The sequence below is a fragment of the Arthrobacter sp. MDT2-3 genome (assembly GCF_059090465.1).
Genome location: NZ_JBNHFS010000005.1, coordinates 156,724 through 180,746 on the forward strand (window position 1 = coordinate 156,724; position 24,023 = coordinate 180,746).

Sequence of the window (24,023 nt, forward strand, 5' to 3'; positions counted from 1 at the left end):
TCTAGCAAGCTATTTCGCGGCCGGACTTCTTCTGACCGGCTGCTCCAGTCCATCCGGTCTGAAAGTCTTGGAAGATGCGGCAGCATCAACCAACGATCTTCCCCCTGAGGTCACTCTCTCGGAAATCAAACTGGATAAGGTTGTCCTCGCGGCAGTGGCTGGCGGCAAGAAGTACTTTCTGGGCCAAGGTGCTGACGGCAAGAACACGTGCCTTATTGCTGTCCCTGCCGACCCAGCGCTGTGGAATGCCGGCTGCAGTGAAGCCACCGAAGGCGAGTTGCTCAGGACTTCCGGACCGGACCAGATCACGGCAATCCTTGTGGCGGACAGCTTCGATACCAAAGACCTGGAGTCTGCCGGGTGGGCAAAGATCCAGGACATCCTCGTGCCCGAGGGTAAGGCTGGAACAGCATCCTGACGCCCGGCAGCCAGGCCTAAAGCAGGTCGGTTCTCCTAGCCTCGACTCGAGGTCTCGTACCACTACGCCTCAAAACCGTAGAGTTCTGAGGGCAGTAGGGGATGGAGTTGGGAATTCTCAAGCGATGTATGGGGAGCGTGTATGCGCCGGCCGGAGGATGTCCAGTATGGGTCAGCGGGGCTATCATCGGCAGATGAATGAGCGCTTGGTTTCGACCGAGGCTGACGGATATACCTTCACGTTCGGTATTAGCCGGTCGTCGCTTCGGATGGCTGGGATGTGTGCAGTTGTTGCCGGGGCAATCCTGGCTGTCTTGATAAACGCGACGGAGCCTTTCCGCGTCCCTTTGGGCATTGCGCTGGGCGTCCTCTTAATCACCCTGCTAATCACTTTCGCCGTAAACAGTTCCTTAGGGACCCACGAGCTGGAGCCGGCGAGGGCTAAACGCGCCAGAGGGCCACGGGTGATGGTCGGCAAGATTATGGGTAAGAGATCGCTGGCGGCCGAGCTTGCCCTCCTTGCCGAACTGCACGGACGAGGCGCGCTTACTGACGAAGAGTTCAGCGCCGCAAAGCGCCGCATCCTTGGAGACAGCTGACTTATGCGTGCCGCCCTGATTGGACAGGTTCAGACGGACATGAAACCTGTCTAATCAGGGTTCCGAGAAGGGGCCTCAGGTTTTTGCCCGTCAGCAATAATCAGCTGTAGGACGCGAGGATCGTGCGCGTTGATCCGTTCATCGTGATGCGTCCGCCATAGGGCAGGATCCACTGGGGGCGGGTATGGCCGAACGGGACTCCGATGCAGATGACGGCCTCGGGGTTGTACCGGGTGACCTCCTCGATGACCGCGTCCCGCTGGGCGGCTCGCAGACGGGAGCGTTCATCGGGCTCCGGCCGGTGTTCAAAGTTGCTGGTTGGTGCCCTGGCTACGAGAATCCCCTGAACCGCGTTGAGGATGCCTCGCTCCCCGAGGCAGCGGACCCACCGCTTCACCCAGTCGGCGGGTGGGGTCAGCTCGCTGGTTTCCAGCAGCAGGATGGACCCGTGCAGGTCCCTAACCGAAGGCAGGCGGTCCGCCAACGCAAGCTGGTCGATGACCTCCAGGCATCCGCCCCACGTGCGTCCCGATACCAGCCGCTCCGGCCCGGCCCATGCCCAGGGTTCGGTGGGCTCCCGTTCACCGAATTCAACGAGGGCTTTGGGGTCGCGCCATTCATGGCCGAAGTCTTCGGATTCACCGGGATCGGTGATAGTGAGCTCTCCGCCGTTCATCAGGGCTGCCTTGAGGGAGGTGAGGTGGTCTTCGTCGATGCTGGGGCCCGGACCGAGATGTACTTGGGTGGAACCACCGTAGAAACCGCTAATGCCGTTCGCCCAGAGCCAGTTGAGCAGATTTGTGTTGTCGCTGTAACCAAGAAATATCTTGGGGTCGGCCCGGGCGAGTTCGGCGTCCAGATGAGGGATGACCGTGATCTGGTCATCGCCGCCGATGGTAGCGAGGATGGCTCGGATGGTTGGGTCAGCGAAGGCGGTGTTGAGGTCGGCTGCGCGGTCCCTGGCGGTGGCACCGAGATGCCGTGTCGTCGGGAATTCCACGGGTACCAGTCCGGTCACGCCTGTGAACCGGTTCATGGCCTGCTCGTGAACTGCAGGCGCGAAGCCGGGAGCAGCGAACGAAGGTGACAGAATTGCCACGCGGTCGCCCCTACGAAGTTTGGGTGCTGACACAATGGATCCGCGTTTTTCCATCCCGCCATTCAAACACAGTGGAAAAGACATAGGTTCTCCACACAAACGAACTCACCCGGCCCGGGGCTTGTCTTCGTAAAACTCGTCAGGAGAATCACGGACCGCGCTCGGTGTTTCTTTTATACGCCGCTAGATGGGCGTCTTGTGGAGCCAGATCAAACTGAATAGCGGGTGGCTACTGCATGGGGCGCTACGACTACCTGCACGTCGTCTTCGTAGAGAATGTTTCCCGGGTCATTCGAGTGAAGCACCTGCCACCCTACGCCATAGCGGCTAAGTAGATGCGTGTAAAACTACACTCCGACGAATAGATCGGTGGCCGTGTGCTTGAACCAGGATTGCGCTGAGGAGTTGATTGCCCGGTCGTAAATCAGCTTGTCCACAGTTGAAGGGTCGGTATACCCGGAATCGAAATGGTTATTCGCTTTCCTCCAGGCGACCCAGTCTTTGTCGCTGCGTTTTCCGTCTCTTGCCAAACCGTTGGCAAGAGCGAAAATTCCGGGGTAGCTACCACGACCGTTGGGATTGCTTGCTTGGTAGCGTACAAACTTTGACTCCATGTTCCCCAGCAATTACTAGCCGCATGATTAGGGCGGCAGGCGCCCTCTCGCAATGATGAACCCGTAAAGGGGTTTCCGAAACGTACTGGATCAGTCTTTTTTCAGTTCTTCGGCGAGCATCACGAGGATTCCGCTGGGACCGCGGAGGTACGTAAGTTTATAGAGATCGGCGTAAGTCGCCACGCCACGTAGCGGATAACAGCCGTGCTTTGCAGCTACCTCAAGGGCCGTGTCGATGTCGTCGACCGAGAAGGCCACGCGATGCATCCCGATATCGTTGGGACGGGTTGGCTTCGACTCGATAGCTTTAGGGTGGATGTATTCGAAAAGCTCAAGTCGACCGTAACCGTCCGGGGTCTGGAGCATCGCAATGTTGGCGTGGTTGCCATCAAGTCCGACGGCGGTGTCAGTCCACTCCCCGCTGACCGTGTCACGGCCCACGACCGTAAGCCCGAGGTCGGTGAAAAAGGCGATTGCCGCTTCGAGGTCGCGAACAGCGATACCGACATTCTCAAGTTTGATGGCCATATGTCGCAACCTACCAAGGCCAATCGATTACCTCCAGTGACGGGCGGGACCTGATTAAACAAGCCCCCGAGCCGGCTCAGAGGCGAGCGAGGCCCGGGGCTTGCCAGTGCCCCTGCCCGTCGCGGACCACCCGCCACCGTATAATCTGAGCATGCCGATCACGCGCCTAAACCGAGGCTTCCACGCCCAGCTGTCCATCCTCGAGCAGTGCGGGAGCGGTTTGTGAGCGGCGGTCTCGTCGCCCTGCTGGACGACGTCGCAGCCCTGGCCCGCATAGCCGCCGCCTCAGTGGATGACGTGGCCGCCGGGGCCGCCAAGGCGGGGGCCAAGGCCGCCGGCGTGGTGATCGACGACGCCGCCGTCACCCCGCAGTACGTGTCCGGGGCGGACCCGTCCCGCGAATTGCCGATGATCAAGAAGATCTTCTGGGGATCGCTCCGGAACAAGCTGTTGATCATCTTGCCGGCACTGCTGCTGGTCAGCGCCTTCGTCCCCTGGGCCATCCCGTTCATCCTCATGCTGGGCGGCACCTACCTTTGCTACGAGGGCGCCGAAAAGGTCTGGCACAAGCTCCGCGGCCACCACACCGCGGAGGAAGATGCCCCGGCGGTTGAACGCGGCCCCGAGGCCGAGGCCAAGGTCATCAAGGGCGCCATCACCACCGACTTCATCCTGTCCTGCGAGATCATGGTTATCTCGATGAACGAGGTGGCCGCAGATTCCTTGTTGTCCCGGGCGATTATCCTGGTGGTCGTGGCCCTGGTGATCACTGTACTCGTGTACGGTGCGGTCGGACTGATCGTCAAGATGGACGACATCGGCCTGCACCTGGCCGCAAAAGATTCAGCGGGCGCCAAGCGCTTCGGCGAGCTGCTGGTCAAGGGGATGCCCGCCGTGCTGGCCGCGATAACCTTCATCGGGACCATTGCCATGCTGTGGGTCGGCGGCCACATCATGCTGCAGGGTGCCTACGACCTCGGCTGGCACGGTCCGTATGACATAGTCCATGTCCTCGAGCACCCCTTCGCCGGGATCGCAGTGGTTGGCAGCTTCCTGGCCTGGCTCGTGAACACCTTGTGCTCAGCCGTCATCGGGCTCACTTGGGGCATCGTCGTCATGGCAATCGTGCATCCGCTGCTCAAAGCGCTGCCATTCGGAAAAAAGAAGGGCAGCCACGAGGAGGGCGACGTCCGCGCCGAACTCGCCGGTTACCGGCCGACGAAACGCAACACCGATCCCTCCTCCTAGCTCACAGGCAACGGGGGAAGACAAAGGGCACTAGGCGGGATCCTGTGCTGTGCGAATGTCGGGGCCCCCACCGACAAGTGCCCGCTTTGAGCGGGAGGTGCGGAAGGCGTTGCCTGCGGCAATGACTTCCAACAGGAGGATCAGGGCGGCGATCTGCTGCCACTCGCCGTCGAATACGTCCAGCTTGGTTGACATTGAGGCATTGAAGGACGCGTGCAGCAGCCCCACGATGAACAGACTGTACCCCGTTCCCAGGTAGGCGATTCCCATGAGTAAGCGGAAGAACGGGGCAAAAAGGAACAGGACCAGCCAGGAGATTGCCACGTCGCTCCAGGGCGTGCCGGAGAAGCCCCTCTCGGCAAAGGCGAACGGTAAATGGATGAGTGCGAACGGGATGGCGGTCAGCAGGGCGGCAATGACAGGTCCGCGCCGGTCCATGATTCGGTGCTGCACCACGCCGGTCCAGGCGAGCTCCTCCCAGATGTTGCCCAAGAGGGCACCGATGATCAGGGTGTTCAGCAGATAGTTGCCCAACAGCGGCCCCCAGCCCGCGGCGGGCGGATGGAACGTTCCGGTGGCTGCAGCAATGAGCGCCGTTAGCGCGGGAAGGCCCAGCAGTGCTGCCACGTACCACGCCGGAGCTACCCTCCACCGGAACGTCCGGCGGAACAGCTCGCGGACCGCGGGCCGGCCGTCGGCGACGCCCGTGACCAGGATGGCCGTGCCCAGCAGTATCACCAGCTCGGCGAGGATTCCCGGCAGGATGTCCCCCAGCAGCAAGAGGGACAGGATCTGGCCAGTCCAGGACAATAGGAGGACGATGAGCAGGAACGCTGCCACCGGATGATGTTTGATGAGGGACAGGGGAGCGTTACTAGAACCAGGCGAGCTCATCAGCAGTACCGCTTCCTAGATTTTCCGGTTAGGGAGGGCACCGCAGCGCATGCCGCCACGTGCCGAAGGAGCGCTGAGCCGCTGACGTGGGAATCAGGACCATTCTCTGCCCTCTGAGGACTGTGATCAAGCAAAAAGGATGAGCGTCCACTGCAGTTGCACCCGCAAGTGTGTCAGTGATGTTTCATCGCAGGGTCTCGCATTCCGCCGTAGGCTGCCGCGACACCTGCGAGGAAAATGAGCATAGCGAGGTAGACCGGGCCGAGAAGTCCCAGCGTGGCCAGGCCCCACGGGTAATGTGCGGGGAGGGCAACTGCGAGTCCGACGGTGGGACGATTACCGCTGAGGCGAAAGCCCACCGCACTCCTCTCCGCACCCCGTACCAGGACAAGGCTGTGATGGCCAGGCCTGTTGCAGCGATGAAGCCGCTGAGCGCAATGTGCAGATGGCTGATGTAGTGGTACAGCTCCGGGCTGAAGGCCTCGACCTCAGCTTTCCCCTTGTCCACTTGGTCGGGGCCAATGCCCAGCTCAAGGAAAGCGCCCGTGAAGTTGGATGCCAGGAAGACGACGGCGTACCCCACGAAAGCCAGCCCGGCAAGCGTCATGAGAGCGGCTCCCGTCCGCAGGCGGGATTCATTCCCCGGGATAGTTTGAGTGGGCGGGCTAGCCGCCACCCCCTCTCTTTTCTCATTTGTACTCGATAAGAGTCCCCGGGCTTCAGCCCTGTCAAGGGAGACTCCTGTACGGGAGGCGCTAACGTCCAGTTCGGTCCAAGGTCGAATACTGTGGGGCAGGTGACGGGCGGACAAACAACGACAGAATCCGGCTGGGTGAACGTGCCCCATGCCAGAATTTATTGGGAGGCAACGGGCGAACCTGCTGGCATTCCAGTCCTTTACCTTCACGGCGGCCCGGGTGGTTCCCTTGGTCGAGGCGGTTACCGTCAACGCCATGACCACAGCCGATTCCGCATCATCGGATTGGACCAGCGCGGTTGTGGCAAGAGCGCACCTGCTGCCCAGGACGACCTGGACCACCTGTCGGAGAACACGACCCAAACTTTGATCGAAGACATTGAGGCCGTCAGGGAGCACCTGGGCGTAGAAAAGTGGATCGTCACCGGAGTTTCCTGGGGCAGCACGCTTGCCCTCGCCTATGCCTTGGAACATCCCCGGCGGGTGTTGGGTATCGCTTTGGTGGCGGTGACAACAAGCAGCCGGGAAGAGATCCAATGGATCACAGAGGATGTCGGGCGCATCTTTCCTGAAGCTTGGGCTAAGTTCGCGCATGCGGCCAAGGCAGCCCCGGGTGAACGACTGGTTGAGGCTTACGCCCGCCGGCTGGCTGGCCAGGATCGCGAAGACGCCCGACTGGCCGCCCTGGCCTGGGACCGTTGGGAGTCTACGCACATATCCTTGGACCCCAGCTGGCTTCCTGGCCTCCTGTTTGAAGACGAGCGGGAGCGTATGACGTTCGCTCTTCTGGTGACGCACTACTGGGCCAGGGACGGGTTTCTCGTCGCCGGACGGGAAATTCTCCCGCGGATTCACGAGCTCAATGGCATCGCCGGTTACCTGATTCATGGCCGGCGGGACGTCAGCGGCCCCGTCGTCACTGCCTGGCAGCTGCACCGGCTTTGGGAATCAAGCTGCCTTGTCGTCATTGAGGATGAAGGGCATGGCGGCCCTTCATCCATGGCGGCACTGACGCGGGCAGTGGAAGATATCGCGGCCAAACGGGGCGCAGAACTCGGGGGAGCGAAGCCGTGATCAGGCCTGGGCCCGCGGCAGCACCAGCAGGTAGCCGGCTGGCATGTCGGTGCTCCAGCGCCGCGGCTCGCGGATAACGAATTGCGCAGCCAGCTGCTCGGGGGTGAGCAGGCTGTTCGGCTCGGGCGACGGACCCCACTGCCCGCTGCCGTGCGGGTAGAGCGGATCCAGGACGCGGATGCCGGTGACCGAAAACTCCGGGAACTGCTTTGGATCGCCGAGTGACTCGAAGCCACTCATCACCCACGCGTGGCGACCGCTCCACATAACCAGCCCCACCGGCCTGCCGGTGTCAGCGATGGCGCGGGCCGCCGTCTGCAGCGCGTCCTCATAGTTGCCGACGCTGACAACGGAGTACGGCCCCATCCCAACTTCGGTCAGGACCTGCGCCCAGCCCAAAGGGTTGGCGCCGTTGAACGAGTTGGACGACCGGGCCCGGGCCATGTCCCAGAGTTCGCCCTGGTGGGCGCGGTCGCCCCACGTGCCGCCGCCGGTGTCGTCTATCAGGTTGTGCGCTATCTGGATGCTCGCTGCAACACACCAGTCGAAGGTGTACTGCGGCACGAAGTCCCCCTCCTGATAGAGGTTGAGCGCGAACGGCTGGGGCACAGGCGGTGGCGCGGGAACCACCGTCGGAGTGGGGGTGGGGGTCCCCTGAGGCGGGAGGGCGACGTCGACGGAGGCTGAAGGTGCCGAGGACGGCGGGATCGGGCGGCCGGTATCGGCGTCATCGAGGCCGATCGCGGGCACACAACCCGCGAGGAAGGCCGCCAAGGCGACGAGCCAGGCGAGAAGACGGGTACGGGCACCAATCATGATTGGTCCAGTTTAGCGCTGCATGTCAGGCGCCGGCAGGGGAGGCGATCGTCCTCAGAACGCGTAGCGGATCCGGCAGTACGGCGCGATCTGCTCAATGAGCGCCGTAAGTTGCCGCACGTAGCGTCCTTTGGTTCCTGAACGGTAGCGAACGTTGGTGAAACCGTTGGAGGAGACCTTCGCTTCCTGCAGGTCCGGACGCCACAGCACGTTCTCGGCCTGCGGATGCCACCCCAGGTTGACCTCGTGGAGCCGCTCGTTGTGGGTCAGGAAGATGACTTCCGCCGCGAGCTGGGCTTTTGCGGCATCCGTGAGGGTGGCATCGAGCTGGCGCAGCAGGTCCTCCCAATCAGTGAGCCAGGTGTCGGTAATGATGACGGGGGAAAAGTTGACGTGCACCTCGTACCCGGCATCAACGAAGTCGTTGATTGCAGCTATGCGTTCACCCACCGGTGAGGTCCGGACGTCCACCGACTTCGCCAGATCAGCGGGCATAAGTGAGAAGCGAATCCTGGTGCGGCCGCCGTGGTCCCAGCCGAGCATGGCCGGGTTCACGTACTTGGTGGCAAAAGACAGCTTGGCTGTGGGCAGATCGCGGAAAAGGGTGACAAGATCCTCCACGTTGTCGCTGATCAGCGCGTCAACGGAGCAGTCGCTGTTTTCACCGATGTCGTAGACCCACAGGTCCGGGTCGCACTGGTTGGGCTCCAGCTTCATGCCCTGGCGGGTGGCGTGCCGCTCAAGCACTCCGGCAATCTGGTCGATGTTCGCAAACACGGTCACCGGGTTGCTGTACCCCTTGTGCCGGGGTACGTAGCAGTAGGCGCATGCCATGGCGCAGCCGTTCGCGGTGGAGGGGGCAATGAAATCCGCTGATCGGCCGTTCGGCTTGACGGTTAGCGCCTTCTTGACGCCGAGGACCAGGGCCTCCGTCTTGATCCGGGACCAGCGCGGCACGTTCGTTTCATCGCCGTGCACCTCCGGGATATTCCAGTGGTTTTCCACCAGTACGACGTCGGCGTCCGGCCAGCGTTCGACGATCTCCTTGCCCCGGGGCAGCTCCAGGGCAGCAGGCTGCGCATAGATGCGCCGGATCTGCAGCAGCCGGTTGAATTCCATGCCTTCATTCTCCCAAGCTGCCAAACATGCCGCGGCCGATTAAGCCCAAGGCATCTTGTGCTGGCGGCGAACCGCTACCTCCCTGGGTCCCGCCTGCGCCTTCAGCTCCGCAAACTCTTCAGCGCTCGCCGTCCGCTACTCGGCCGACGGCCGCCTGCGTTGCTGTTTGGTTGTTGACCGCAGTTTCTTGGCGACGAGGCGGCGGCGGTTGGAACCGCGGGTAGGTTTGGTTGCCCGGCGGCCGGGTGCAGCAGGAGCAAGGCCCCCTGCCACAAGGTCGGCGAGCTTGGCCAGTGCGATCTCGCGGTTGCGCAGCTGCGAGCGCCGCTCGGAAGCGGCCACCGTTACTACCCCGCCGATGAGGCGTGGTCCGAGACGCGTCAGCAGGATCAGCCGTTGGCTGTCTGAAAGCGCCAATGATTCCCTGACGTTCCACGAGAGTTCGACCCGGCTGTCCGAGGTGTTGACGTGCTGACCGCCTGGGCCGGACGACCGCGAAAACCGCCAGTCGAGTTCGGACGCTGGGATCGTCAGCCCGGGCAGCACTTCCAGTTCCATGCAACCAGCGTGACATGGTGTGGGACCTTCAAGAAGCGTTAACGGTCACGGTCCGGGTCGCCAGGACCTGGCCTGTAATCCAGTGCAGGAAGTCGACCGCGATGGTGTACCGTCCTGCCGCCGGCGGGCGGAGCAGGAAGTCAAACTTCTCGGCAGCACCCGACTTAAGGACGCTGGTTACCAGCGACTGGCCAGCCACCGCGGGCTGAACCGCCGGACCGTCCGGGTTGGGGGTGTTCCAGAAGGGGCGGCCATCGTGGGCGATTAGTTCGGCAATCTCAGCCGGTTTGCCGGCCGCATCGAGAAACCGCGTAAGGGTGGGGAAGTAGTCCACATTCACCATGCGGACGAGGGTGGGCGCGTAGCCGGGCCGGGGAACGTTCGCGCGCATCGCGCTGATGCTCCATACGCTGTCCCCTTTGGGTCTGGTGGGAATGGTGCCGCCCAGGAGAACGAAGTGTTTGGGGTCGAAGCGGTTAAGGCCTGCGTCGTCCCCGGACAACCCGGCTGCATGGTTCAGTTCGTGCCAACGCGGGTCGATCGAATAGGGGGCAATCAACGTCTCGGTGGCGATGTCGTACAGCGGGCCGTCCGTCGAGTGGCGGCGGGTTCCTTTCGGCGCCGGGGTGGTCGAGTTGACCGGCGGATCCACGATGATGGGCCCGAACATGCCCATCTGTACGTGCAGGGGTGTGTTGACGTGGCAGTGATAGAAGTACGTTCCCGCCGAGCCGCGGTTGGGGTTCCCGGCCTCGCCGACGTCTGGCCTCCACTGATAGGTGTAGTGGCCGGTAACTTCGAAGGAGGTGTGGCCTACGCCGTCATTCCGGGGATCAGGTTCGATGCCATGCCAGTGGATGGTGTGGACCCTCTTACTGGGTTTGATGGTTCCGTGAAACAGTTGTCCCTCCGTCAGCCGCAACAACGGTCCGGGGAGCCCCCGCCCTGACTTGCCGTGCTCGAAACTCCAAAATTCAAGTTCGGGGCCGTTAGGGAGTTTCAGTTTCTTGTTGAAGAAGTCGAACTCCATTCTGACGTCGGGGCGCTGGCGGAACTTGGTTTCCGGGCTTCCCTCGTGAGGCTGGTCCGAAGCAAACTCCACCTGGCTCCGGTATTTGTGATGGGCGTCGTCGGTGGTGCTCGGAAGGCCCGATTCTGGGTTGGTGCCCGCGGCCAGTACCCAATCAGCGACGAGGCCGCCGGGGTAAAGTCCGCCGGCCGCGGTCTGCGAGGGCTCCGCGTGGCAGTGCATCGGATACTTCCAGTCTTCGGTTCGGGCGTCCCACACCGGATCCACCACCTCGGGTGGGCGCCGGACGGGGAGCATTGACTCCTTGCGGTCCAACGGCTCCAGCTGAATGGTGTCCTCCCAGTGCTGCAGGATGACGTCACCCTCCGGGCTGACCGATCCACCTTCGCGGGGGAAATCACGGCCGTTGGCACGGACTGTCCAGACGTGGTTACCGTGGTAGTGCAGTTGGTGGTCCACGATGCCGGCGTTGACCATCCTCATCAGCTGGCCGGTGCGGACGGCGCCCTGGGCCGGCGAGGCGCTGAAGTTGCGCACATCGGTTTCGCGCGGGTGGCCTGAGGGCAGCGTGTCCTGCTCCCGGAGTTCGTTGAATTCCTCATTGGTGGTAACGGCCAGCGACTGGAAGCCGGAGTACCCGTTAAGGGTGAAGTACCGGGGCGCGGCCGGCGTTGAGGCGGGATTGACCGTTTGGCCCCGGGACGCGATGCGGGCCCACTGAGGATCCACGTCATGGCACAACCACAGCCACTGGCGTTCGAACTCGCTCCCGCCGGGGACGAGCCGCCAGGCGTTGGCCGGGTCTATGACCACCAGCGCGCCGTAGAGGCCAAGGGTCCGTTCCACCGGTTCGTTGCCCGGGTCCGAGAACAGATAAGTTCCCGGCGGGGGAGCTTCGAACTCAAGGAGAGTTGATGCTCCGGGAGCTATGGCGCCCGTGCCCTTATCCCCGCCCGCAGGGGCGATATGGAACCGGAGTTCGTGTTCCTGCGAAAGATGGTTGTGCACCAAAATCCGGATGGTGCTGCCTGTTTCGGCGATGAGGGTCCGGTCCGGAAAGTAGCTGGCCCAGTATTCCTTCCTCACCAGGTACTGTCCGGGATTTGCCGGGTCAGGCTGCAGCGGGGCTGGCCTGCCGTGCGGAGGCGGCGGAGCGGTGAGCGGATAAGTCCGGCTTGCCACAACGTCTCCGGCAGCCGTGAAGACCCGCGGGCCCATGGACAAGGACGGACTGATGTCCGACACGATGGTGCGGCGCTCGCCGAAGCCCCGGTGGTAGACCAGGGAACCGTCCACCATCGCCACATACCCCTCGTTGATATGGAAGTCCAGTAGGCTCATGACCGGACCTCGTTCGTAGTAAGGGACGGGAGCGCCAGCCGGTAGGTCCGGTCCTGCTGCTCGTCGGAGTAGTCCAGCGCCAGCTCCGGGGAATCACGCGGCGCCAGGTAGCTGATCAGTAGGTGCTCCGAGCTGTGTGGTGCTATCGGGCCGGGGTCGCGGTCGGAATCACGCGGCGTGACTGTTACCGCCGATGAACCCAGCTTTAGCCGGAGCTGGCCCGGACTGAAAAGCACCGGCACCGCCCCGGCATTCTGAAGTTGCACCTCGAGCAGTACGACGTCGGCCCAGGTGAGGTTCAGCGGTTCCGGCCCCGCCGCGTCTCTCAACGTCCCGTCGTCGTGGCCGTGAACGTCGGGGCTGGGCTGCGTTGTGGTACTGACACGCCGAATCCGCATACCGCCTCCGGCGCCGCCGGCCTTCATGTGGGAAGCAGCGGCCGCCAAGGTCTTGAAGGCCGGTTGTCCCTGGGCATCGAGCCGCGCGAGGCGTCCGGCCCGAACAATTGCCAGGGACCCAAATCCCGTGGCCACGCTCGTGGTTGTGTTCTCCCGACTCCGCCCGGCAATGCCATAGGTACCGCCGGCCAGCAGCAGGAAAGCGCCACCACTCAGCACCAATCCGAACTGGCGGCGACTGAGGCTTCGACTAGTGAAATGGCTTGATTGAGAATTCATGTCGTCTCCCTGTATTCGCGGATTGGGATCATCCTGCTGGCAACCACCTGCGGAAACCTTGGGGGCAGCTAGGAGGGTGTCTCGATGTGGTTCAGCAGGGTATTGCCGTAATGCCGTTCAGTTCACCGGTTTGGTCCAAAACCACTGGTGCAACCGGTGCCCTGGCTGCCACTCTGAGTCATGAATACTGCTGACCAGCCGTTTCCGGAGCCGGGCGGGCAGCCCCCCAAAAAATCGCCACCGCCACAGCCGCAATGAGGCTGCACGCCGACGGACTCCTCGACCTCGACGCCCCGATTGGCACCTATCTCCGTGGCTACCGCCCACACCCGCGGCACGGTCACCCACCACGAGGCAGCTCCTCACCCACACTGCGGGACTGGGCAACCCCCTGCCGGTGCGGTGGATCGCCCCGAGCATCATGCGGCAGTCCCAAACCGGCAGGCCTGCATCGTCCGCACCACGGGACACCACACACATCGGTTGGCAGCCGGGCAGCCTACTCCAACATTGGTTACCTGCTGGCGGGCGAAGTCATGGAGGCCGCCGCTGGACGCCCCGTGGAGTTATGCGTCCAGGACCTGGTGCTCAACCCGTTGGGCATGACCGCGACAGGATACGGCTATAACAGCGCGGCTCCACGTGCGGTGGGATATATGCGCACGGCACCTCTCCTTCGGCCGGTGCTGGTCCGGATTCTGCCGAAAGGGGTGGTGGACCGCAGGTGGGACGCTACACGAGCCTGAACCCGCTCCTGGTGAACGGCGCCGCGTACGGTGGCCTCGACGGCACTGCTGCCGACGCCTCCCGGCTAGCCGCGGCGCATGCTGCCGCGGCTACGGACCCGCATCCGGTTCTGAGACAGGACGACATCGACGAGATGCGGACTATCCACGCCTCCGGCAAGCCTTTCGACCATGGCATCGGCTGGTTCCGCAAACCGGCGGATGCCACGCGCAGCCCTGGATTCGTCGAATACTACGGGACCGGTGACGGCTTCTGGAACGCCATGCGCATTTACCCTGAGGACCGGTTGGCCCTGGTTGCCATGGCCAACACAACTGCCGCCTGGGACGTCGATCGCCTCTTTACCCGGCTCAAGAGCCTGCCCTGGGCATGATCAGTTTCAGTTCGCGCAGCTAAAGCCCGCAAGTGGGCGCACCGGCCAGGTGACGGTTCCTTGCCTCGATGAGCTTCTGGAGGTAGCGGGCCAGGACCAGTCTTTCGATTAGGCGACCTAGGAGTCCGAAAGGAGCCTCGAACTCGATCCGGTCCACCATTGTGGTCCCGGCAGGATCCTCCCTGAATTCGTGCACGTGCCGGAACCGCCGAAACGGTCCCCGAACCTGCTCATCCACAAAATATTCGGGTGCCCGCAGCTCGGTGATCCGGCTTGTCATCCTCAGCGGCAGGCCGAAATGCCAGGCCCGCCAAGTTACTTCGTTACCCAGCGAGATGAGGCCCGAGGTCACCCCGGCAATGGCTTCCTCACGGGACGCAGCCATCGATTCCTTATGGGCGTCGACGCTCCGGGCCAGGTCAAACAGCTCCGGTCTGGGCATGCTTGTATGCGTTGTGCACTCAAAGTAGACGGCCATTGTCAGAGTATGGCAGTTCTTCGTTTCCCTGCCCGACATGGTGCAGGCGGAAACGCGATCGCCGCCCGGGAGCTGGAACCGTACAACCCCACCCGTCCTGCGGTTCTACAGCGCAGGCGCGGACGGTAGACTTGGATGGGCCGTTCTCCGGCCATTGCCGCCCACGCCCACCACAGACGCTCTGGGCCGCGGCTTATCCCTCTGTGAAAGGCTTTACCTGCTGTGATTACTGTCCAGGATCTTGAACTGCGCGCCGGCGCCCGGCTCCTGATGGACCAGGTGAGCTTCCGCATCGACAAGGGAGACAAGATTGGCCTGGTGGGCCGCAACGGCGCCGGGAAGACCACGCTGACCCGGGTTCTCGCAGGGGAGGGGCTCCCTGCTGCCGGCAAGGTCACCCGCACCGGCGAGATCGGCTACCTGCCCCAGGATCCCCGCACCCCGGACATGGAGCAGCTCGCGCGGGACCGGATCCTGTCCGTCCGCGGCCTGGACATCGCCGTCGGCAAGCTCCGCCTGGCCCATGAAGAGATGGCCAGCGAGGACGCCGCTGTCCAGCGCAAGGCGATGAACCGTTATGACCGGCTCGAGTCCGAGTTCCTGGCGGCCGGCGGTTATGCGGCCGAGGCCGAGGCGGCCGCTATCTGTTCCAACCTCGCGCTGCCGGATCGTCTCCTGAACCAGCCGCTCAAGACGCTCTCCGGTGGCCAGCGGCGCCGCGTGGAGTTGGCCCGGATTCTTTACTCGGATGCCGAGACCATGCTCCTCGATGAGCCCACCAACCACCTTGACGCCGATTCCATCGCCTGGCTTCGCGACTTCCTGAAAAACCACCAGGGCGGACTGATCGTGATCAGCCACGACACCGAACTGCTCGAAGCCACCGTCAACAAGGTTTTCCTGCTGGATGCCAACCGCGCCCAGATCGACTTCTACAACATGGACTGGAAGCGCTACCTCACCCAGCGCGAAACCGACGAGCGTGCCCGGAAGCGGGAACGTGCCAACGCCGAGAAGAAGGCCCAGGTCCTCTTCGACCAGGCCAACAAGATGCGGGCCAAGGCCACCAAGGCCGTCGCAGCGCAGAACATGGCCAAGCGCGCCGAGCGCCTGCTGAGCGGGCTGGAGGCCGTCCGTGAGCAGGACCGCGTGGCAGCCTTGCGCTTCCCGGACCCGTCGCCCTGCGGCAGGACTCCGCTGACAGCCGAAGGCCTCAGCAAGTCGTACGGTTCACTGGAGATCTTTACCGACGTGGACCTTGCCATCGACCGCGGCTCCAAGGTTGTTATCCTCGGCCTCAACGGCGCGGGCAAGACCACTCTCCTGCGCATGTTGGCCGGCGTGGACAAGCCCGACACCGGTGACGTGATCGCCGGGCACGGCCTCAAGGTGGGCTACTACGCCCAGGAACATGAGACTCTCGACGTCGAGCGCACCGTCCTGGAAAACATGCGGTCCGCTGCTCCCGACATGAAGGACGCAGAGGTGCGCGGCATCCTGGGCTCCTTCCTGTTCTCCGGGGACGACGTCGACAAGCCCGCCGGCGTGCTTTCCGGCGGTGAGAAGACCCGCCTGGCCCTGGCCACCATCGTGGCCTCCAGCGCCAACGTCCTGCTCCTGGACGAGCCCACCAACAACCTCGACCCCGCCAGCCGCGCCGAGATCCTGGGCGCCCTCAAGAACTACAGCGGCGCCGTCGTCCTGGTAAGCCACGACGAAGGGGCGGTCGAAGCCCTTAACCCCGAGCGTGTCGTCCTGCTGCCCGACGGCGTCGAGGACCACTGGAACGAAGATTACCTGGACCTGATAACCCTGGCGTAAGCCTTCCCGCTGCCTGCCTTACGTCCGCTTCGCGGCGTAGGTGATTCCCGCGTGCTGGCTCCTTCGTCGCCTCTGACGCACGCTACATAAATCACCTACGCCGCTTCGCTCGTGCCTCTGGAGCCTTACGCTTCAACGCACCTTCAGTTCGATCGCTTCGGTTACTTCTTGAAGCTGCCGGTAGGTGATGCTGAACATTGAGTTGTGGTCGCCTGCGCCTGCCCAAAGGAGCTCGTGCTTCTGGAGCGACTCGTCCAGGAGGGTCCTGATCTTTTCGGGGTGGCCAACTGGGGCTACTCCGCCTACATGCTGACCGGTGTGCTTCAGGACGAACTCCGGGGAGGCGCGGCGGATTCGGCCTTCACCCAATTGCTCAGCCACCAGCTTTGTGTCCACGCGGGCTGCGCCGCTGGCAAGGATCAGCAAGGGCTCTCCGTTGAGGTCGAAGATCAGGCTGTTGGTGATTGCCGCGAGGTCGCATACCAAAGCCTCCGCCGCCGCGGCTGCTGTCGGGACGCCGGCCGGAAAGGTCCGCACAGTGTCGCCCACGCCGGAGCGTACCAACGCCAACCTCACCCGGCCGACCGGGCCGCCGTCGTACTCCGTCATGCGTCAGTAACCCTGAGCGTCCAGGAGGGCGTCTTCCTCTTCCTCCGAGGTCGCGTGCTTGCGTTTGCGCGGTGCGGAAGGACGACGGCCGGCTGCCGCGGCAACCGAGTGGATGGGGCTGCCCGAGTCGAGCGATCCGTCCGTGCTTGCGGCCTCGTCTTCGGCGTCGATCGCTGCGTTACGAGCCTGCTGGCGGGCCGCGTAGCCGAAGCCCACAAACATCAGCACGCCGAACGCGAACCACTGCAGCGAGTACGACAGGTGCGTGCCCTCCTCGGTGGACGGCTTCGGGAACGGCAGTGGCATCTCGGCGGCAGGCGGAGTTTCGGAGGCAAGCTGGCCGTACGCTCCGGTGAGCAGGGGGTGCCCAAGCTGCGCCGAGTAAGCGGCGAGGTCGATGGAAGCCAGCTGGCCTTCCGGCGCACCACGTTGCAGTTCCGGCTCCGGATGCTTCAAACGCACGACGACAGTCACCTCACCGGCAGGAGGTTCGGGCACCGAATCAGGGCTGCCCGGATTCATGTTGCCGATGGGCAGCCATCCGCGGTCAACCACCACGGTTTCGCCGGTGGTGAGTCGGAACGGGACAACCACCTCATAGCCCGGCTGGCCGTTCAGTGGCCGGTTCCGGACGACGCGCTGCTCATCGGCGAGGTACGAGCCCTTCAGCTCCACCTGCGTCCACTCCATGGCAGGGTCCAGCCGGTTGCTGAACTGCTCCTTGGCCTCTGAGAAGGGGATGGGCGTGGCCGAGTAGTTGGTCACCACACGGTTGATTTCCGCCAGGGTCTCCGCGCGCCGGTCCATCTGCCAGCGGCCCAGGAAAACGCAGGCGGACGCAAAGATGGCAGCCAGCAGGAGATAACCCAGCCACTTGCTGGAGAAGAGAAAACGGTACATTCAGCTGTCCTGCTCCAAGGCCCCGGACAAGCGGTGGTCCGCAAGCGGCAGAGTTTCCTTCCAAAGCCCGCGGGTCTGGAGGTAATCCTCCAGCCAGTCCCGGTGGTCTGCGCAGGCCAGCCAGGTCTTGCGGCGTTCGGGAGAGTGGATCTTCGGGTTGTTCCACTGGAGCTGCCAGGTTGCCTGGGCTCGGCACGCCTTCCGCGAGCAGATGGCAGCGGCTTCCGCCACCGTGGGATCGGTTCCCGCTGCGAAGTCAAAAATACTCATGATGCCCTTCGCTCCTGCCCGGATGGTGTTTCGTCGTCGTCAATCAACTCGCCCTGCAGGACCTCGCTGCCGTGCTCGTCATCCGGGGTGGGAGCGGGCGGGCTCTCAATCTCGGCCAGCGGGGCAGAATCCAGCAGCAGGTCGCTGTGGCCCTCGGCCTTGTCGTTGCCATTGGCTATGACAACCGCAATCCAAGGCAGGAACACTGCTCCGGCGACCATAACCAGCTTAAGCCAGCCGTCCACCACGAAGATCAGGATCAGGCATACCAAGCGGATTCCCATGGCCAGCGCGTATTTGACCATGCGCTGGTGCATGTCCTCGGAATGGGCTCCGGCGGCATCCGTGATGCTGTGGACTTCCGAATCGCCGGAGAACCGCCCGGGTTCTCCAGGCGCGGATTGTCCCGCGTGGTTTTCAAGGGTCACGGTGATTGATCACGCTCCAAAGGCTTACGTCAATTCTCTCACCAACGGCAGTGGTGCCCAAACCAAGCCCGGGGCTGACGCTAAGATCGAAGTCAGCCAAATCACCCCTCTTCTACGCGGCCCACTGCCGCAGAAATCCGGAGCCCTTTTCATGACTGAAGCAGCCACCGCCCCCCGCAGCGTCCTCATCACGGGCGGCAACCGCGGCATCGGCCTGGCCATCGCCGAAGCGTTCCTGGCCAATGGGGACAAGGTGGCCGTGACATACCGCAGCGAGTCCAAGCTGCCGGAGGGAATCCTGGGTGTGAAGGCTGACGTCACCGATGAGGCATCCGTGGATGCCGCCTTCAAGGAAGTGGAAGCGGCCCACGGGCCGGTGGAAGTCCTGGTGGCGAACGCCGGCATCACCAAGGACACCCTGCTGCTGCGCATGAGCGAAGACGACTTCACCTCCGTCATTGACACCAACCTGACTGGTGCGTTCCGGGTCATTAAGCGCGCCTCCAAGGGCATGATCCGCCTGCGCAAGGGCCGCGTGGTCCTGATCTCTTCGGTGTCCGGCCTGTATGGCGCCCCCGGCCAGATCAACTACTCCGCTTCGAAGGCGGGCCTGGTGGGCATTGCCCGTTCGCTGACCCGCGAACTGGGTTCTCGCGGCATCACTGCGAATGTGGTGGCCCCCGGCTTCATCAACACGGACATGACCGCTGAACTTCCTGAAGCAACCCAGAAGGACTACCTGTCCAGCATCCCGGCAGGACGATTTGCCGAGGCCACGGAGGTTGCCAACGTGGTCCGCTGGATCTCCAGCGAGGAAGCCGCCTACATCTCGGGTGCTGTCATTCCCGTGGACGGCGGCCTGGGCATGGGCCACTGACCCGGGAGCGGGACAGCAGCACCATCATGAGGCGGCCGCGAACGCCTCCGCCAGCCAATCTGCCACCTCGCCGTCAACCTCGTCCACGCCGTTTAGTTCCAGGTGGTGCATCCAGACACCAGGGGACGGATGGATGATCTCCTTGAACCGGCCGGATTCCAGGCGCCGTGGCAGGGCGATGGACAGCACCGCCGGAACGTTGGTCTTCAGGTATCGGCGCGGGTTCCAGACATAGGCGAACCCGCGCCGGTTCCGAAAAGCCACCTGGCTGGTGGTGGTCCGCACCGTGGCGTGATGAGGTATGACGTGCTGCACGGCCGCGCAGATCTGCAGCCCTTCCGGAAAACCGCTGAACACCTGCTCCGGAGTGGACACGGCACCGGACGCGCCCGCCTGCTTTTCCATACGGCGAGCCTACGCCGGGTCACTTTGTGGGGCGGCGCGTTGGCCGGTCCTGGCGCCTGGGCGCGTTCCGCCCAACTAGCCGTCGCCACCTTCTTTGTGGGGGTCGCACAAGCGGATCGGCGGCGGCCGCTGGCATGATGGACTGCAGACCTTCAGCGATTTAGACGTTTCGAACAAAGGGAGCTCGTATGGGACTGCTGGACAACAAGACCGCCATCGTCACCGGATCATCACGCGGCATTGGGGCTGACGTAGCCAAGATCCTCGCTGGCCAGGGTGCCGCCGTCGTGGTTAATTACCGCCAGAAGGCACCCCGCGCCAACAAGGTAGTGCAGGGAATTGAAGCCGCCGGTGGGCGTGCCGTGGCCGTGGGCGCGGACCTCACCACCCAGGAAGGCGTCCAGGCTCTGGCCTCCGCCGCCATGGAAAACTTCGGGACGCTGGACATCCTGGTGCTCAACGCCTCCGGCGGCATGGAAACCGGCATGGGCGAGGACTACGCGCTCAAACTGAACCGCGACGCCCAGGTCAACATGCTCCACGCAGCCGTGCCCCTGATGAAGGAAGGCTCCCGCGTGGTGTTCGTTACCAGCCACCAGGCCCACTTCATCAACACCGTGCCCACCATGGAGGCCTACGAGCCAGTGGCCCGCAGCAAGCGTGCCGGGGAAGACGCACTGCGCGAACTCATCCCCAGCCTCGCCGAAAAGGGCATCAGCCTGGTGGTTGTGTCCGGCGACATGATCGAGGGCACCGTCACGGCAACGCTGCTCGACCGCTCCACCCCCGGTGCCATCGAAGCGCGCCGGGCTGAAGCCGGAAAGCTGTACTCCGTGGAAGAGTTCGCGGAGGTAGTGGCCGGTATGGCTACCGCCGACGTCGAGTCCGGCCACACCGAATACGCGGGCGGCGCCGACTACTTCGGCAAGGGTGCCGGCCAGCCCAGCTAGGCCCCGGAACGCCGGTTAGGCCCACACCGTCAGGGAATCCTGATGGCGTGGGCCTATCGCGCTTAAGCGGGACTAGACGCCTGCCACGTGGCGGACGGCGTCGAGGTACGGCATGTTGACGGCAGCGTCAGCCACAGCACGCACGGCAGGCTTCGCGTTGAACGCGACGCCGATCCCGGCGGCGCCGAGCATGTCAAGGTCGTTGGCGCCGTCGCCCACGGCCACAGTGTGTTCCAGGGCGATGCCCTCAGTGGCTGCCCATTCACGCAGGTACTTTTCCTTTGCCGCCCTGTCCACCACTGCGCCCAGCACCTTGCCGGTCAGGGCACCGTCGACGATCTCCAGCTCATTCGCCTGCCAGTAGTCCAGCCCCAGCTCAGCGGCTATCGGCTCCAGGATCTGGTTGAACCCGCCCGACACCACGGCCACCACATGGCCCGCGGCCTTGAACGCCGCCACGAGTTCGGCGGCCCCCTCGCTGAGTTTCACCTCTTCACGGACAGAACGGACGACGTCGGCCGGCAGCCCCGCGAGCACCTGCACCCGGGCGTGGAGGCTCTGGGTGAAGTCCAGCTCGCCGCGCATGGCAGCTTCGGTGACAGCAGCCACCTCTTCGCGCTTCCCGGCGTAGGCGGCGAGGAGTTCGATGACCTCCTGCTGGATCAGGGTGGAATCCACGTCCATGATCAGGAGTTTGCGTTCCGCCGAGCGGAGACCGTTGGGGACCAGGGCGGTGTCCAGTCCGCTGATGGATGCCTCGGCGACGGCACGGCGTAGCGCAGCGATCCCGGCCGCAGTGGCGTCCGGAAGCTGAAGTTCGGCCACGTGCACCTGGTACCGCTCGTCGCCAAGGTCCGTTTCGGACAGCAGGGCTGCCCCTTGTCCGGTGAGGACGGAACGCAGCTGCTCCAGCCCGGTTGGGGTCACATTCAGGCCATAGCTGACGGCGGTCACGTTCGAAGTCATGCCTGCAATCTTAGTCAGCGGGGGAGGAGTCCCTTGAATTCATTGCGCGGCGGCTACCCGCCTGCCTTCCGGGCGGCAATCGTGTAGGTACAGGGAACAAGATCACGCTCAGATTCCGGCCACGCGAACCCGTCCGCCACCTCCACCATGCGGGGCGAGAACTTCCACGGGAGAGTTTTATCCTCACCCAGATGAAGAATCTGCAGACCCGCCGCGATGAGGGAGTTGATGATTTCCGACAAGGGGTGTGTCCACTGATACGTCCGGGAGTGGGCCACCTTGCCGTCGCCGGCGTAGGTGGACTCGTCGTCCCATAGCTGCGCTTCGCCATTCCCGAAGTACGGATACCGAAGCTGCAGTCCGTCGGCATGCTCATCAATGGCTAGAGGGCTGGGTGCCCGTCCCGGATGTAGAACGTTCCTCCGGGCCGCAGAAGCGCTGCTGCCTGACCGGCCCAGCGGGCCAGGTCCGGCAGCCAGTTAATGGTTCCGATGCTGGTGTACACAAGGTCGAAATCACCATCGACGGCGTCACGGGCCTCAAGGACATCCGACTCGACCCACGTGGCATCAAGGCCCAAACGTTGTGCCAGGCCGGCGGCGGACGCCAAGGCGCCTGGTGAGAAGTCCACGCCGGTGACCCGGGCACCGGCCCGGGCCAGGGAAAGCGTGTCGGTGCCGGAGACCGTGCCGCCAGGGAGGAATGGCGCGAGTGCGGCCAGGTCCGTCCGGATCACGCCGGTGAGACCGTTTGGGTCGTCCAACTCGCTGATCGCGTATGCCTTCTCGTGTAGGGGAACCCGGTCTTCCCAATTGGCACGGTTACTCGCACGCGCGGCATCCCAATCGATTCCAATCCGGCTATTACTCATGTGGCGAGTCTATGCAGAGGCAAGCGGGACCACCTGTTACCTCCAATGACAGACTGTCCCGATGGAGTGGAAGCGCGCGAAGGACTGGCTGATCGGTGCAACTGGACTTCTCCTCGTCCTGGGGATCGCAGCTGTGCTCCTGTGGTGGGTGGTGAGCGAACGGGCCGCCGGGGAGGCAGGACCTGTGCCGTCGCCGACGGTGGGCACCGAACGCATGCCAGGCGCAGAGCCTCCTGCCGGCCTGCGCGGGGACGAGGTGTGGCTGGCGGATCTTTCGCTGGATGCCGGGACAGTGGTGGCCGCGGGCTCGACGCTGCGGGACGTCCGGGTGGTGGGGCAGGACGTGACCACGGGACCGGACGGGCCGGTCGCTTCCCGGCTCACTGTAGATGCGACCGTCCCCTTCAACGTTGTCGCCGGGGAGCTTGGCAACGGGACCGAGGTCCGCGCTGCTGAAAGGGGCCAAGCCACGGTGCTTCGCACGGTCGAGGCCTTGGGCCGTGAACTGCGTGTGACAGCCACCGGCACAGTCGAGGTTGAGGCCGGCAGGCTCGTCGTCGAGCCACGCTCGATCGACTTTGGCGGGCCGGATTTCCTCTCCGACGCTACCGCCGCCGTCGTGCGGGAACTCGTAACCATAGAGCATGACATTGAGGGCCTGCCCGAAGGCCTCGTGCTCCAGGACGTCGTCGTCCAAGGTGACGGTTTCCGGGCCAACCTCCGGGGCGAGAACGTCCGGCTCGTCCGGTAACTTCACGCCTCCTGTCCGGGCATGACACCGGTTATCAGTCAGCCTCTTTTTTGTCCTAGTGTCTACTCCTATGAGTGATGTTCTGGAATTGGCTTCCGTTAGCGTTGTCCGAGGTAAAAAGACCCTGTTGGACAAAATTGACTGGGAAGTCAACGAGGGCGAACGCTGGGTAATCCTCGGACCCAACGGCGCCGGCAAAACCACTCTTCTCCAAATCGCAGCCGCCCGGATGCACCCGAGCAGCGGCAAAGCCGGAATACTGGACGAAATCCTCGGCCGGGTGGACGTCTTTGAACTCCGGCCCCGCATTGGCCTTTCCTCTGCCGCCCTTGCCACCCAGATCCCCGAACACGAGAACGTCCTCAATGTCGTGGTCACCGCCGCTTACGGCGTCACCGGCCGCTGGCGTGAAGGATATGAGCGCGACGACGAGCGGCGGGCCTTCCGCCTGCTCAACGACTGGGGGATGGGCCCGCTCCTGAACAGGACCTTTGCCACACTTTCCGAGGGGGAGCGCAAGCGCGTCCAGATCGCCCGCGCACTGATGACTGATCCCGAGCTGCTGCTGCTCGATGAACCCGCCGCCGGCCTGGACCTCGGCGGCCGCGAGGAACTCGTCCACAAGCTTGGGGAACTCGCCCGTGATGAGGCAGCACCGGCGATGGTCCTGGTCACGCACCACCTTGAGGAAGTCCCCCCGGGCTTCACCCACGCCATGCTGATGCGCGACGGCGGAGTGGTTGCCGCTGGCCCCATCACGGACGTACTGACGGCCGAACACCTCAGCACCACCTTCGGGCTGGACCTGGATGTGACCGTCAACGGCGGCCGGTACACCGCCGTCGCGCGCCGCTAAGGCGGCACTG

29 protein-coding genes are annotated in these 24,023 nt (G+C 63.8%); 11 read left to right on the forward strand and 18 right to left on the reverse strand.

Annotated elements, in window-relative coordinates:
* Nucleotides 1–67: 67 nt before the first annotated feature.
* Nucleotides 68–418, forward strand: a complete 351-nt coding sequence (locus AC5RUQ_RS15745) for a hypothetical protein (RefSeq protein ID WP_493948284.1) — start codon at nucleotides 68–70, stop codon at nucleotides 416–418.
* Nucleotides 419–611: 193 nt separating this feature from the next.
* Nucleotides 612–1,016, forward strand: coding sequence for an SHOCT domain-containing protein (locus AC5RUQ_RS15750; protein WP_493948285.1), 405 nt, complete (start codon nucleotides 612–614; stop codon nucleotides 1,014–1,016).
* 100 nt (nucleotides 1,017–1,116) lie between these two features.
* Here the strand turns inward: AC5RUQ_RS15750 and AC5RUQ_RS15755 are convergent, their stop codons facing one another.
* Complete coding sequence (locus AC5RUQ_RS15755; protein ID WP_493948286.1) at nucleotides 1,117–2,169, reverse strand: S66 family peptidase; 1,053 nt, start codon at nucleotides 2,167–2,169, stop codon at nucleotides 1,117–1,119.
* 650 nt (nucleotides 2,170–2,819) lie between these two features.
* Nucleotides 2,820–3,257, reverse strand: coding sequence for a VOC family protein (locus AC5RUQ_RS15760; protein WP_493948287.1), 438 nt, complete (start codon nucleotides 3,255–3,257; stop codon nucleotides 2,820–2,822).
* A gap of 222 nt (nucleotides 3,258–3,479) precedes the next feature.
* Between AC5RUQ_RS15760 and AC5RUQ_RS15765 the strand changes: the two genes are divergently transcribed.
* Nucleotides 3,480–4,505 carry a DUF808 domain-containing protein gene (locus tag AC5RUQ_RS15765; protein ID WP_493948288.1) on the forward strand — a complete coding sequence of 342 codons (1,026 nt, stop codon included), beginning with the start codon at nucleotides 3,480–3,482 and terminating at the stop codon, nucleotides 4,503–4,505.
* Nucleotides 4,506–4,535: 30 nt separating this feature from the next.
* Here AC5RUQ_RS15765 and AC5RUQ_RS15770 read toward each other — a convergent pair whose 3' ends face one another.
* Nucleotides 4,536–5,399, reverse strand: coding sequence for a CPBP family intramembrane glutamic endopeptidase (locus tag AC5RUQ_RS15770; protein ID WP_493948289.1), 864 nt, complete (start codon nucleotides 5,397–5,399; stop codon nucleotides 4,536–4,538).
* Between the two features lie 184 nt (nucleotides 5,400–5,583).
* Nucleotides 5,584–6,006, reverse strand: a complete 423-nt coding sequence (locus AC5RUQ_RS15775) for a hypothetical protein (RefSeq protein WP_493948290.1) — start codon at nucleotides 6,004–6,006, stop codon at nucleotides 5,584–5,586.
* A gap of 231 nt (nucleotides 6,007–6,237) precedes the next feature.
* Between AC5RUQ_RS15775 and AC5RUQ_RS15780 the strand changes: the two genes are divergently transcribed.
* Nucleotides 6,238–7,170 (forward strand): alpha/beta fold hydrolase, encoded by a 933-nt coding sequence (locus AC5RUQ_RS15780; protein ID WP_493948445.1) that lies wholly within the window; start codon nucleotides 6,238–6,240, stop codon nucleotides 7,168–7,170.
* Here the strand turns inward: AC5RUQ_RS15780 and AC5RUQ_RS15785 are convergent, their stop codons facing one another.
* The 5 genes from AC5RUQ_RS15785 to AC5RUQ_RS15805 all read right to left on the reverse strand — a co-directional run bounded on the left by AC5RUQ_RS15785 (nucleotide 7,171) and on the right by AC5RUQ_RS15805 (nucleotide 12,711).
* On the reverse strand, nucleotides 7,171–7,986 hold the full coding sequence (locus tag AC5RUQ_RS15785) for a hypothetical protein (RefSeq protein ID WP_493948291.1): 816 nt from the start codon (nucleotides 7,984–7,986) through the stop codon (nucleotides 7,171–7,173).
* 54 nt (nucleotides 7,987–8,040) lie between these two features.
* Nucleotides 8,041–9,105, reverse strand: coding sequence for a spore photoproduct lyase family protein (locus tag AC5RUQ_RS15790; protein WP_493948292.1), 1,065 nt, complete (start codon nucleotides 9,103–9,105; stop codon nucleotides 8,041–8,043).
* Between the two features lie 135 nt (nucleotides 9,106–9,240).
* Nucleotides 9,241–9,663, reverse strand: coding sequence for an alternative ribosome rescue aminoacyl-tRNA hydrolase ArfB (gene arfB, locus AC5RUQ_RS15795; RefSeq protein ID WP_493948293.1), 423 nt, complete (start codon nucleotides 9,661–9,663; stop codon nucleotides 9,241–9,243).
* A gap of 28 nt (nucleotides 9,664–9,691) precedes the next feature.
* Nucleotides 9,692–12,034, reverse strand: coding sequence for a multicopper oxidase domain-containing protein (locus AC5RUQ_RS15800; protein WP_493948294.1), 2,343 nt, complete (start codon nucleotides 12,032–12,034; stop codon nucleotides 9,692–9,694).
* Complete coding sequence (locus tag AC5RUQ_RS15805) at nucleotides 12,031–12,711, reverse strand: hypothetical protein (RefSeq protein ID WP_493948295.1); 681 nt, start codon at nucleotides 12,709–12,711, stop codon at nucleotides 12,031–12,033. The genes AC5RUQ_RS15800 and AC5RUQ_RS15805 overlap by 4 nt, the downstream gene beginning before the upstream one ends.
* 233 nt (nucleotides 12,712–12,944) lie before the next feature.
* Here AC5RUQ_RS15805 and AC5RUQ_RS15810 point away from each other — a divergent pair, with 233 nt between their 5' ends.
* Entirely contained in the window at nucleotides 12,945–13,457 is a 513-nt protein-coding gene (locus AC5RUQ_RS15810) for a serine hydrolase domain-containing protein (protein ID WP_493948446.1), read from the forward strand.
* Complete coding sequence (locus AC5RUQ_RS15815) at nucleotides 13,436–13,831, forward strand: hypothetical protein (RefSeq protein ID WP_493948296.1); 396 nt, start codon at nucleotides 13,436–13,438, stop codon at nucleotides 13,829–13,831. Before AC5RUQ_RS15810 ends, AC5RUQ_RS15815 begins: the two co-directional genes overlap by 22 nt.
* Before the next feature lie 19 nt (nucleotides 13,832–13,850).
* Here the strand turns inward: AC5RUQ_RS15815 and AC5RUQ_RS15820 are convergent, their stop codons facing one another.
* Complete coding sequence (locus tag AC5RUQ_RS15820; protein WP_493948297.1) at nucleotides 13,851–14,273, reverse strand: SRPBCC family protein; 423 nt, start codon at nucleotides 14,271–14,273, stop codon at nucleotides 13,851–13,853.
* 258 nt (nucleotides 14,274–14,531) lie between these two features.
* Between AC5RUQ_RS15820 and AC5RUQ_RS15825 the strand changes: the two genes are divergently transcribed.
* Nucleotides 14,532–16,130, forward strand: a complete 1,599-nt coding sequence (locus AC5RUQ_RS15825; protein WP_430226160.1) for an ABC-F family ATP-binding cassette domain-containing protein — start codon at nucleotides 14,532–14,534, stop codon at nucleotides 16,128–16,130.
* 132 nt (nucleotides 16,131–16,262) lie between these two features.
* On the opposite strand, the gene AC5RUQ_RS15830 is transcribed toward AC5RUQ_RS15825, so the two are convergent.
* The 4 genes from AC5RUQ_RS15830 to AC5RUQ_RS15845 are packed head-to-tail and all read right to left on the reverse strand — an operon-like array spanning nucleotide 16,263 to nucleotide 18,337.
* Nucleotides 16,263–16,739, reverse strand: a complete 477-nt coding sequence (locus tag AC5RUQ_RS15830) for a YbaK/EbsC family protein (protein WP_493948298.1) — start codon at nucleotides 16,737–16,739, stop codon at nucleotides 16,263–16,265.
* 3 nt (nucleotides 16,740–16,742) lie between these two features.
* On the reverse strand, nucleotides 16,743–17,639 hold the full coding sequence (locus AC5RUQ_RS15835) for an SURF1 family cytochrome oxidase biogenesis protein (RefSeq protein ID WP_493948299.1): 897 nt from the start codon (nucleotides 17,637–17,639) through the stop codon (nucleotides 16,743–16,745).
* A complete protein-coding gene (locus AC5RUQ_RS15840; protein ID WP_493948300.1) occupies nucleotides 17,640–17,909 on the reverse strand; it encodes a hypothetical protein in 270 nt (89 codons plus the stop codon).
* Complete coding sequence (locus tag AC5RUQ_RS15845) at nucleotides 17,906–18,337, reverse strand: DUF3099 domain-containing protein (protein WP_493948301.1); 432 nt, start codon at nucleotides 18,335–18,337, stop codon at nucleotides 17,906–17,908. The genes AC5RUQ_RS15840 and AC5RUQ_RS15845 overlap by 4 nt, the downstream gene beginning before the upstream one ends.
* A 151-nt stretch (nucleotides 18,338–18,488) precedes the next feature.
* Between AC5RUQ_RS15845 and AC5RUQ_RS15850 the strand changes: the two genes are divergently transcribed.
* Nucleotides 18,489–19,214, forward strand: a complete 726-nt coding sequence (locus tag AC5RUQ_RS15850) for a beta-ketoacyl-ACP reductase (protein WP_163163647.1) — start codon at nucleotides 18,489–18,491, stop codon at nucleotides 19,212–19,214.
* Between the two features lie 24 nt (nucleotides 19,215–19,238).
* Here AC5RUQ_RS15850 and AC5RUQ_RS15855 read toward each other — a convergent pair whose 3' ends face one another.
* Nucleotides 19,239–19,619: a DUF5655 domain-containing protein gene (locus AC5RUQ_RS15855; protein ID WP_493948302.1), complete on the reverse strand. Its 381-nt coding sequence runs from the start codon at nucleotides 19,617–19,619 to the stop codon at nucleotides 19,239–19,241.
* A 188-nt stretch (nucleotides 19,620–19,807) separates the two neighbouring features.
* Here AC5RUQ_RS15855 and AC5RUQ_RS15860 point away from each other — a divergent pair, with 188 nt between their 5' ends.
* A complete protein-coding gene (locus tag AC5RUQ_RS15860) occupies nucleotides 19,808–20,569 on the forward strand; it encodes an SDR family oxidoreductase (protein ID WP_493948303.1) in 762 nt (253 codons plus the stop codon).
* Nucleotides 20,570–20,641: 72 nt separating this feature from the next.
* Here the strand turns inward: AC5RUQ_RS15860 and serB are convergent, their stop codons facing one another.
* The 3 genes from serB to AC5RUQ_RS15875 form a co-directional block, all read right to left on the reverse strand.
* Nucleotides 20,642–21,535 carry a phosphoserine phosphatase SerB gene (serB, locus tag AC5RUQ_RS15865; RefSeq protein ID WP_493948304.1) on the reverse strand — a complete coding sequence of 298 codons (894 nt, stop codon included), beginning with the start codon at nucleotides 21,533–21,535 and terminating at the stop codon, nucleotides 20,642–20,644.
* Between the two features lie 53 nt (nucleotides 21,536–21,588).
* Complete coding sequence (locus AC5RUQ_RS15870; protein ID WP_493948305.1) at nucleotides 21,589–21,777, reverse strand: hypothetical protein; 189 nt, start codon at nucleotides 21,775–21,777, stop codon at nucleotides 21,589–21,591.
* Between the two features lie 140 nt (nucleotides 21,778–21,917).
* On the reverse strand, nucleotides 21,918–22,406 hold the full coding sequence (locus AC5RUQ_RS15875; RefSeq protein ID WP_493948306.1) for a class I SAM-dependent methyltransferase: 489 nt from the start codon (nucleotides 22,404–22,406) through the stop codon (nucleotides 21,918–21,920).
* Between the two features lie 61 nt (nucleotides 22,407–22,467).
* Between AC5RUQ_RS15875 and AC5RUQ_RS15880 the strand changes: the two genes are divergently transcribed.
* Both AC5RUQ_RS15880 and AC5RUQ_RS15885 read left to right on the forward strand, forming a co-directional pair.
* Nucleotides 22,468–23,157 carry an LmeA family phospholipid-binding protein gene (locus AC5RUQ_RS15880; RefSeq protein WP_493948307.1) on the forward strand — a complete coding sequence of 230 codons (690 nt, stop codon included), beginning with the start codon at nucleotides 22,468–22,470 and terminating at the stop codon, nucleotides 23,155–23,157.
* Between the two features lie 70 nt (nucleotides 23,158–23,227).
* A complete protein-coding gene (locus tag AC5RUQ_RS15885) occupies nucleotides 23,228–24,013 on the forward strand; it encodes an ABC transporter ATP-binding protein (RefSeq protein ID WP_163163657.1) in 786 nt (261 codons plus the stop codon).
* Nucleotides 24,014–24,023: the final 10 nt, after the last annotated feature.

Coding starts and splice junctions, on each gene's coding strand:
- AC5RUQ_RS15750 (WP_493948285.1), top strand. CDS start 612: ATGAATGAGCGCTTGGTTTCGACCGAGGCTGACGGATATACCTTCACG.
- AC5RUQ_RS15755 (WP_493948286.1), bottom strand. CDS start 2,169: ATGGAAAAACGCGGATCCATTGTGTCAGCACCCAAACTTCGTAGGGGC.
- AC5RUQ_RS15760 (WP_493948287.1), bottom strand. CDS start 3,257: ATGGCCATCAAACTTGAGAATGTCGGTATCGCTGTTCGCGACCTCGAA.
- AC5RUQ_RS15770 (WP_493948289.1), bottom strand. CDS start 5,399: ATGAGCTCGCCTGGTTCTAGTAACGCTCCCCTGTCCCTCATCAAACAT.
- AC5RUQ_RS15775 (WP_493948290.1), bottom strand. CDS start 6,006: ATGACGCTTGCCGGGCTGGCTTTCGTGGGGTACGCCGTCGTCTTCCTG.
- AC5RUQ_RS15785 (WP_493948291.1), bottom strand. CDS start 7,986: ATGATTGGTGCCCGTACCCGTCTTCTCGCCTGGCTCGTCGCCTTGGCG.
- AC5RUQ_RS15790 (WP_493948292.1), bottom strand. CDS start 9,105: ATGGAATTCAACCGGCTGCTGCAGATCCGGCGCATCTATGCGCAGCCT.
- arfB (WP_493948293.1), bottom strand. CDS start 9,663: ATGGAACTGGAAGTGCTGCCCGGGCTGACGATCCCAGCGTCCGAACTC.
- AC5RUQ_RS15800 (WP_493948294.1), bottom strand. CDS start 12,034: ATGAGCCTACTGGACTTCCATATCAACGAGGGGTATGTGGCGATGGTG.
- AC5RUQ_RS15805 (WP_493948295.1), bottom strand. CDS start 12,711: ATGAATTCTCAATCAAGCCATTTCACTAGTCGAAGCCTCAGTCGCCGC.
- AC5RUQ_RS15820 (WP_493948297.1), bottom strand. CDS start 14,273: ATGCCCAGACCGGAGCTGTTTGACCTGGCCCGGAGCGTCGACGCCCAT.
- AC5RUQ_RS15830 (WP_493948298.1), bottom strand. CDS start 16,739: ATGACGGAGTACGACGGCGGCCCGGTCGGCCGGGTGAGGTTGGCGTTG.
- AC5RUQ_RS15835 (WP_493948299.1), bottom strand. CDS start 17,639: ATGTACCGTTTTCTCTTCTCCAGCAAGTGGCTGGGTTATCTCCTGCTG.
- AC5RUQ_RS15840 (WP_493948300.1), bottom strand. CDS start 17,909: ATGAGTATTTTTGACTTCGCAGCGGGAACCGATCCCACGGTGGCGGAA.
- AC5RUQ_RS15850 (WP_163163647.1), top strand. CDS start 18,489: ATGACTGAAGCAGCCACCGCCCCCCGCAGCGTCCTCATCACGGGCGGC.
- AC5RUQ_RS15855 (WP_493948302.1), bottom strand. CDS start 19,619: ATGGAAAAGCAGGCGGGCGCGTCCGGTGCCGTGTCCACTCCGGAGCAG.
- AC5RUQ_RS15860 (WP_493948303.1), top strand. CDS start 19,808: ATGGGACTGCTGGACAACAAGACCGCCATCGTCACCGGATCATCACGC.
- serB (WP_493948304.1), bottom strand. CDS start 21,535: ATGACTTCGAACGTGACCGCCGTCAGCTATGGCCTGAATGTGACCCCA.
- AC5RUQ_RS15875 (WP_493948306.1), bottom strand. CDS start 22,406: ATGAGTAATAGCCGGATTGGAATCGATTGGGATGCCGCGCGTGCGAGT.
- AC5RUQ_RS15880 (WP_493948307.1), top strand. CDS start 22,468: ATGGAGTGGAAGCGCGCGAAGGACTGGCTGATCGGTGCAACTGGACTT.
- AC5RUQ_RS15885 (WP_163163657.1), top strand. CDS start 23,228: ATGAGTGATGTTCTGGAATTGGCTTCCGTTAGCGTTGTCCGAGGTAAA.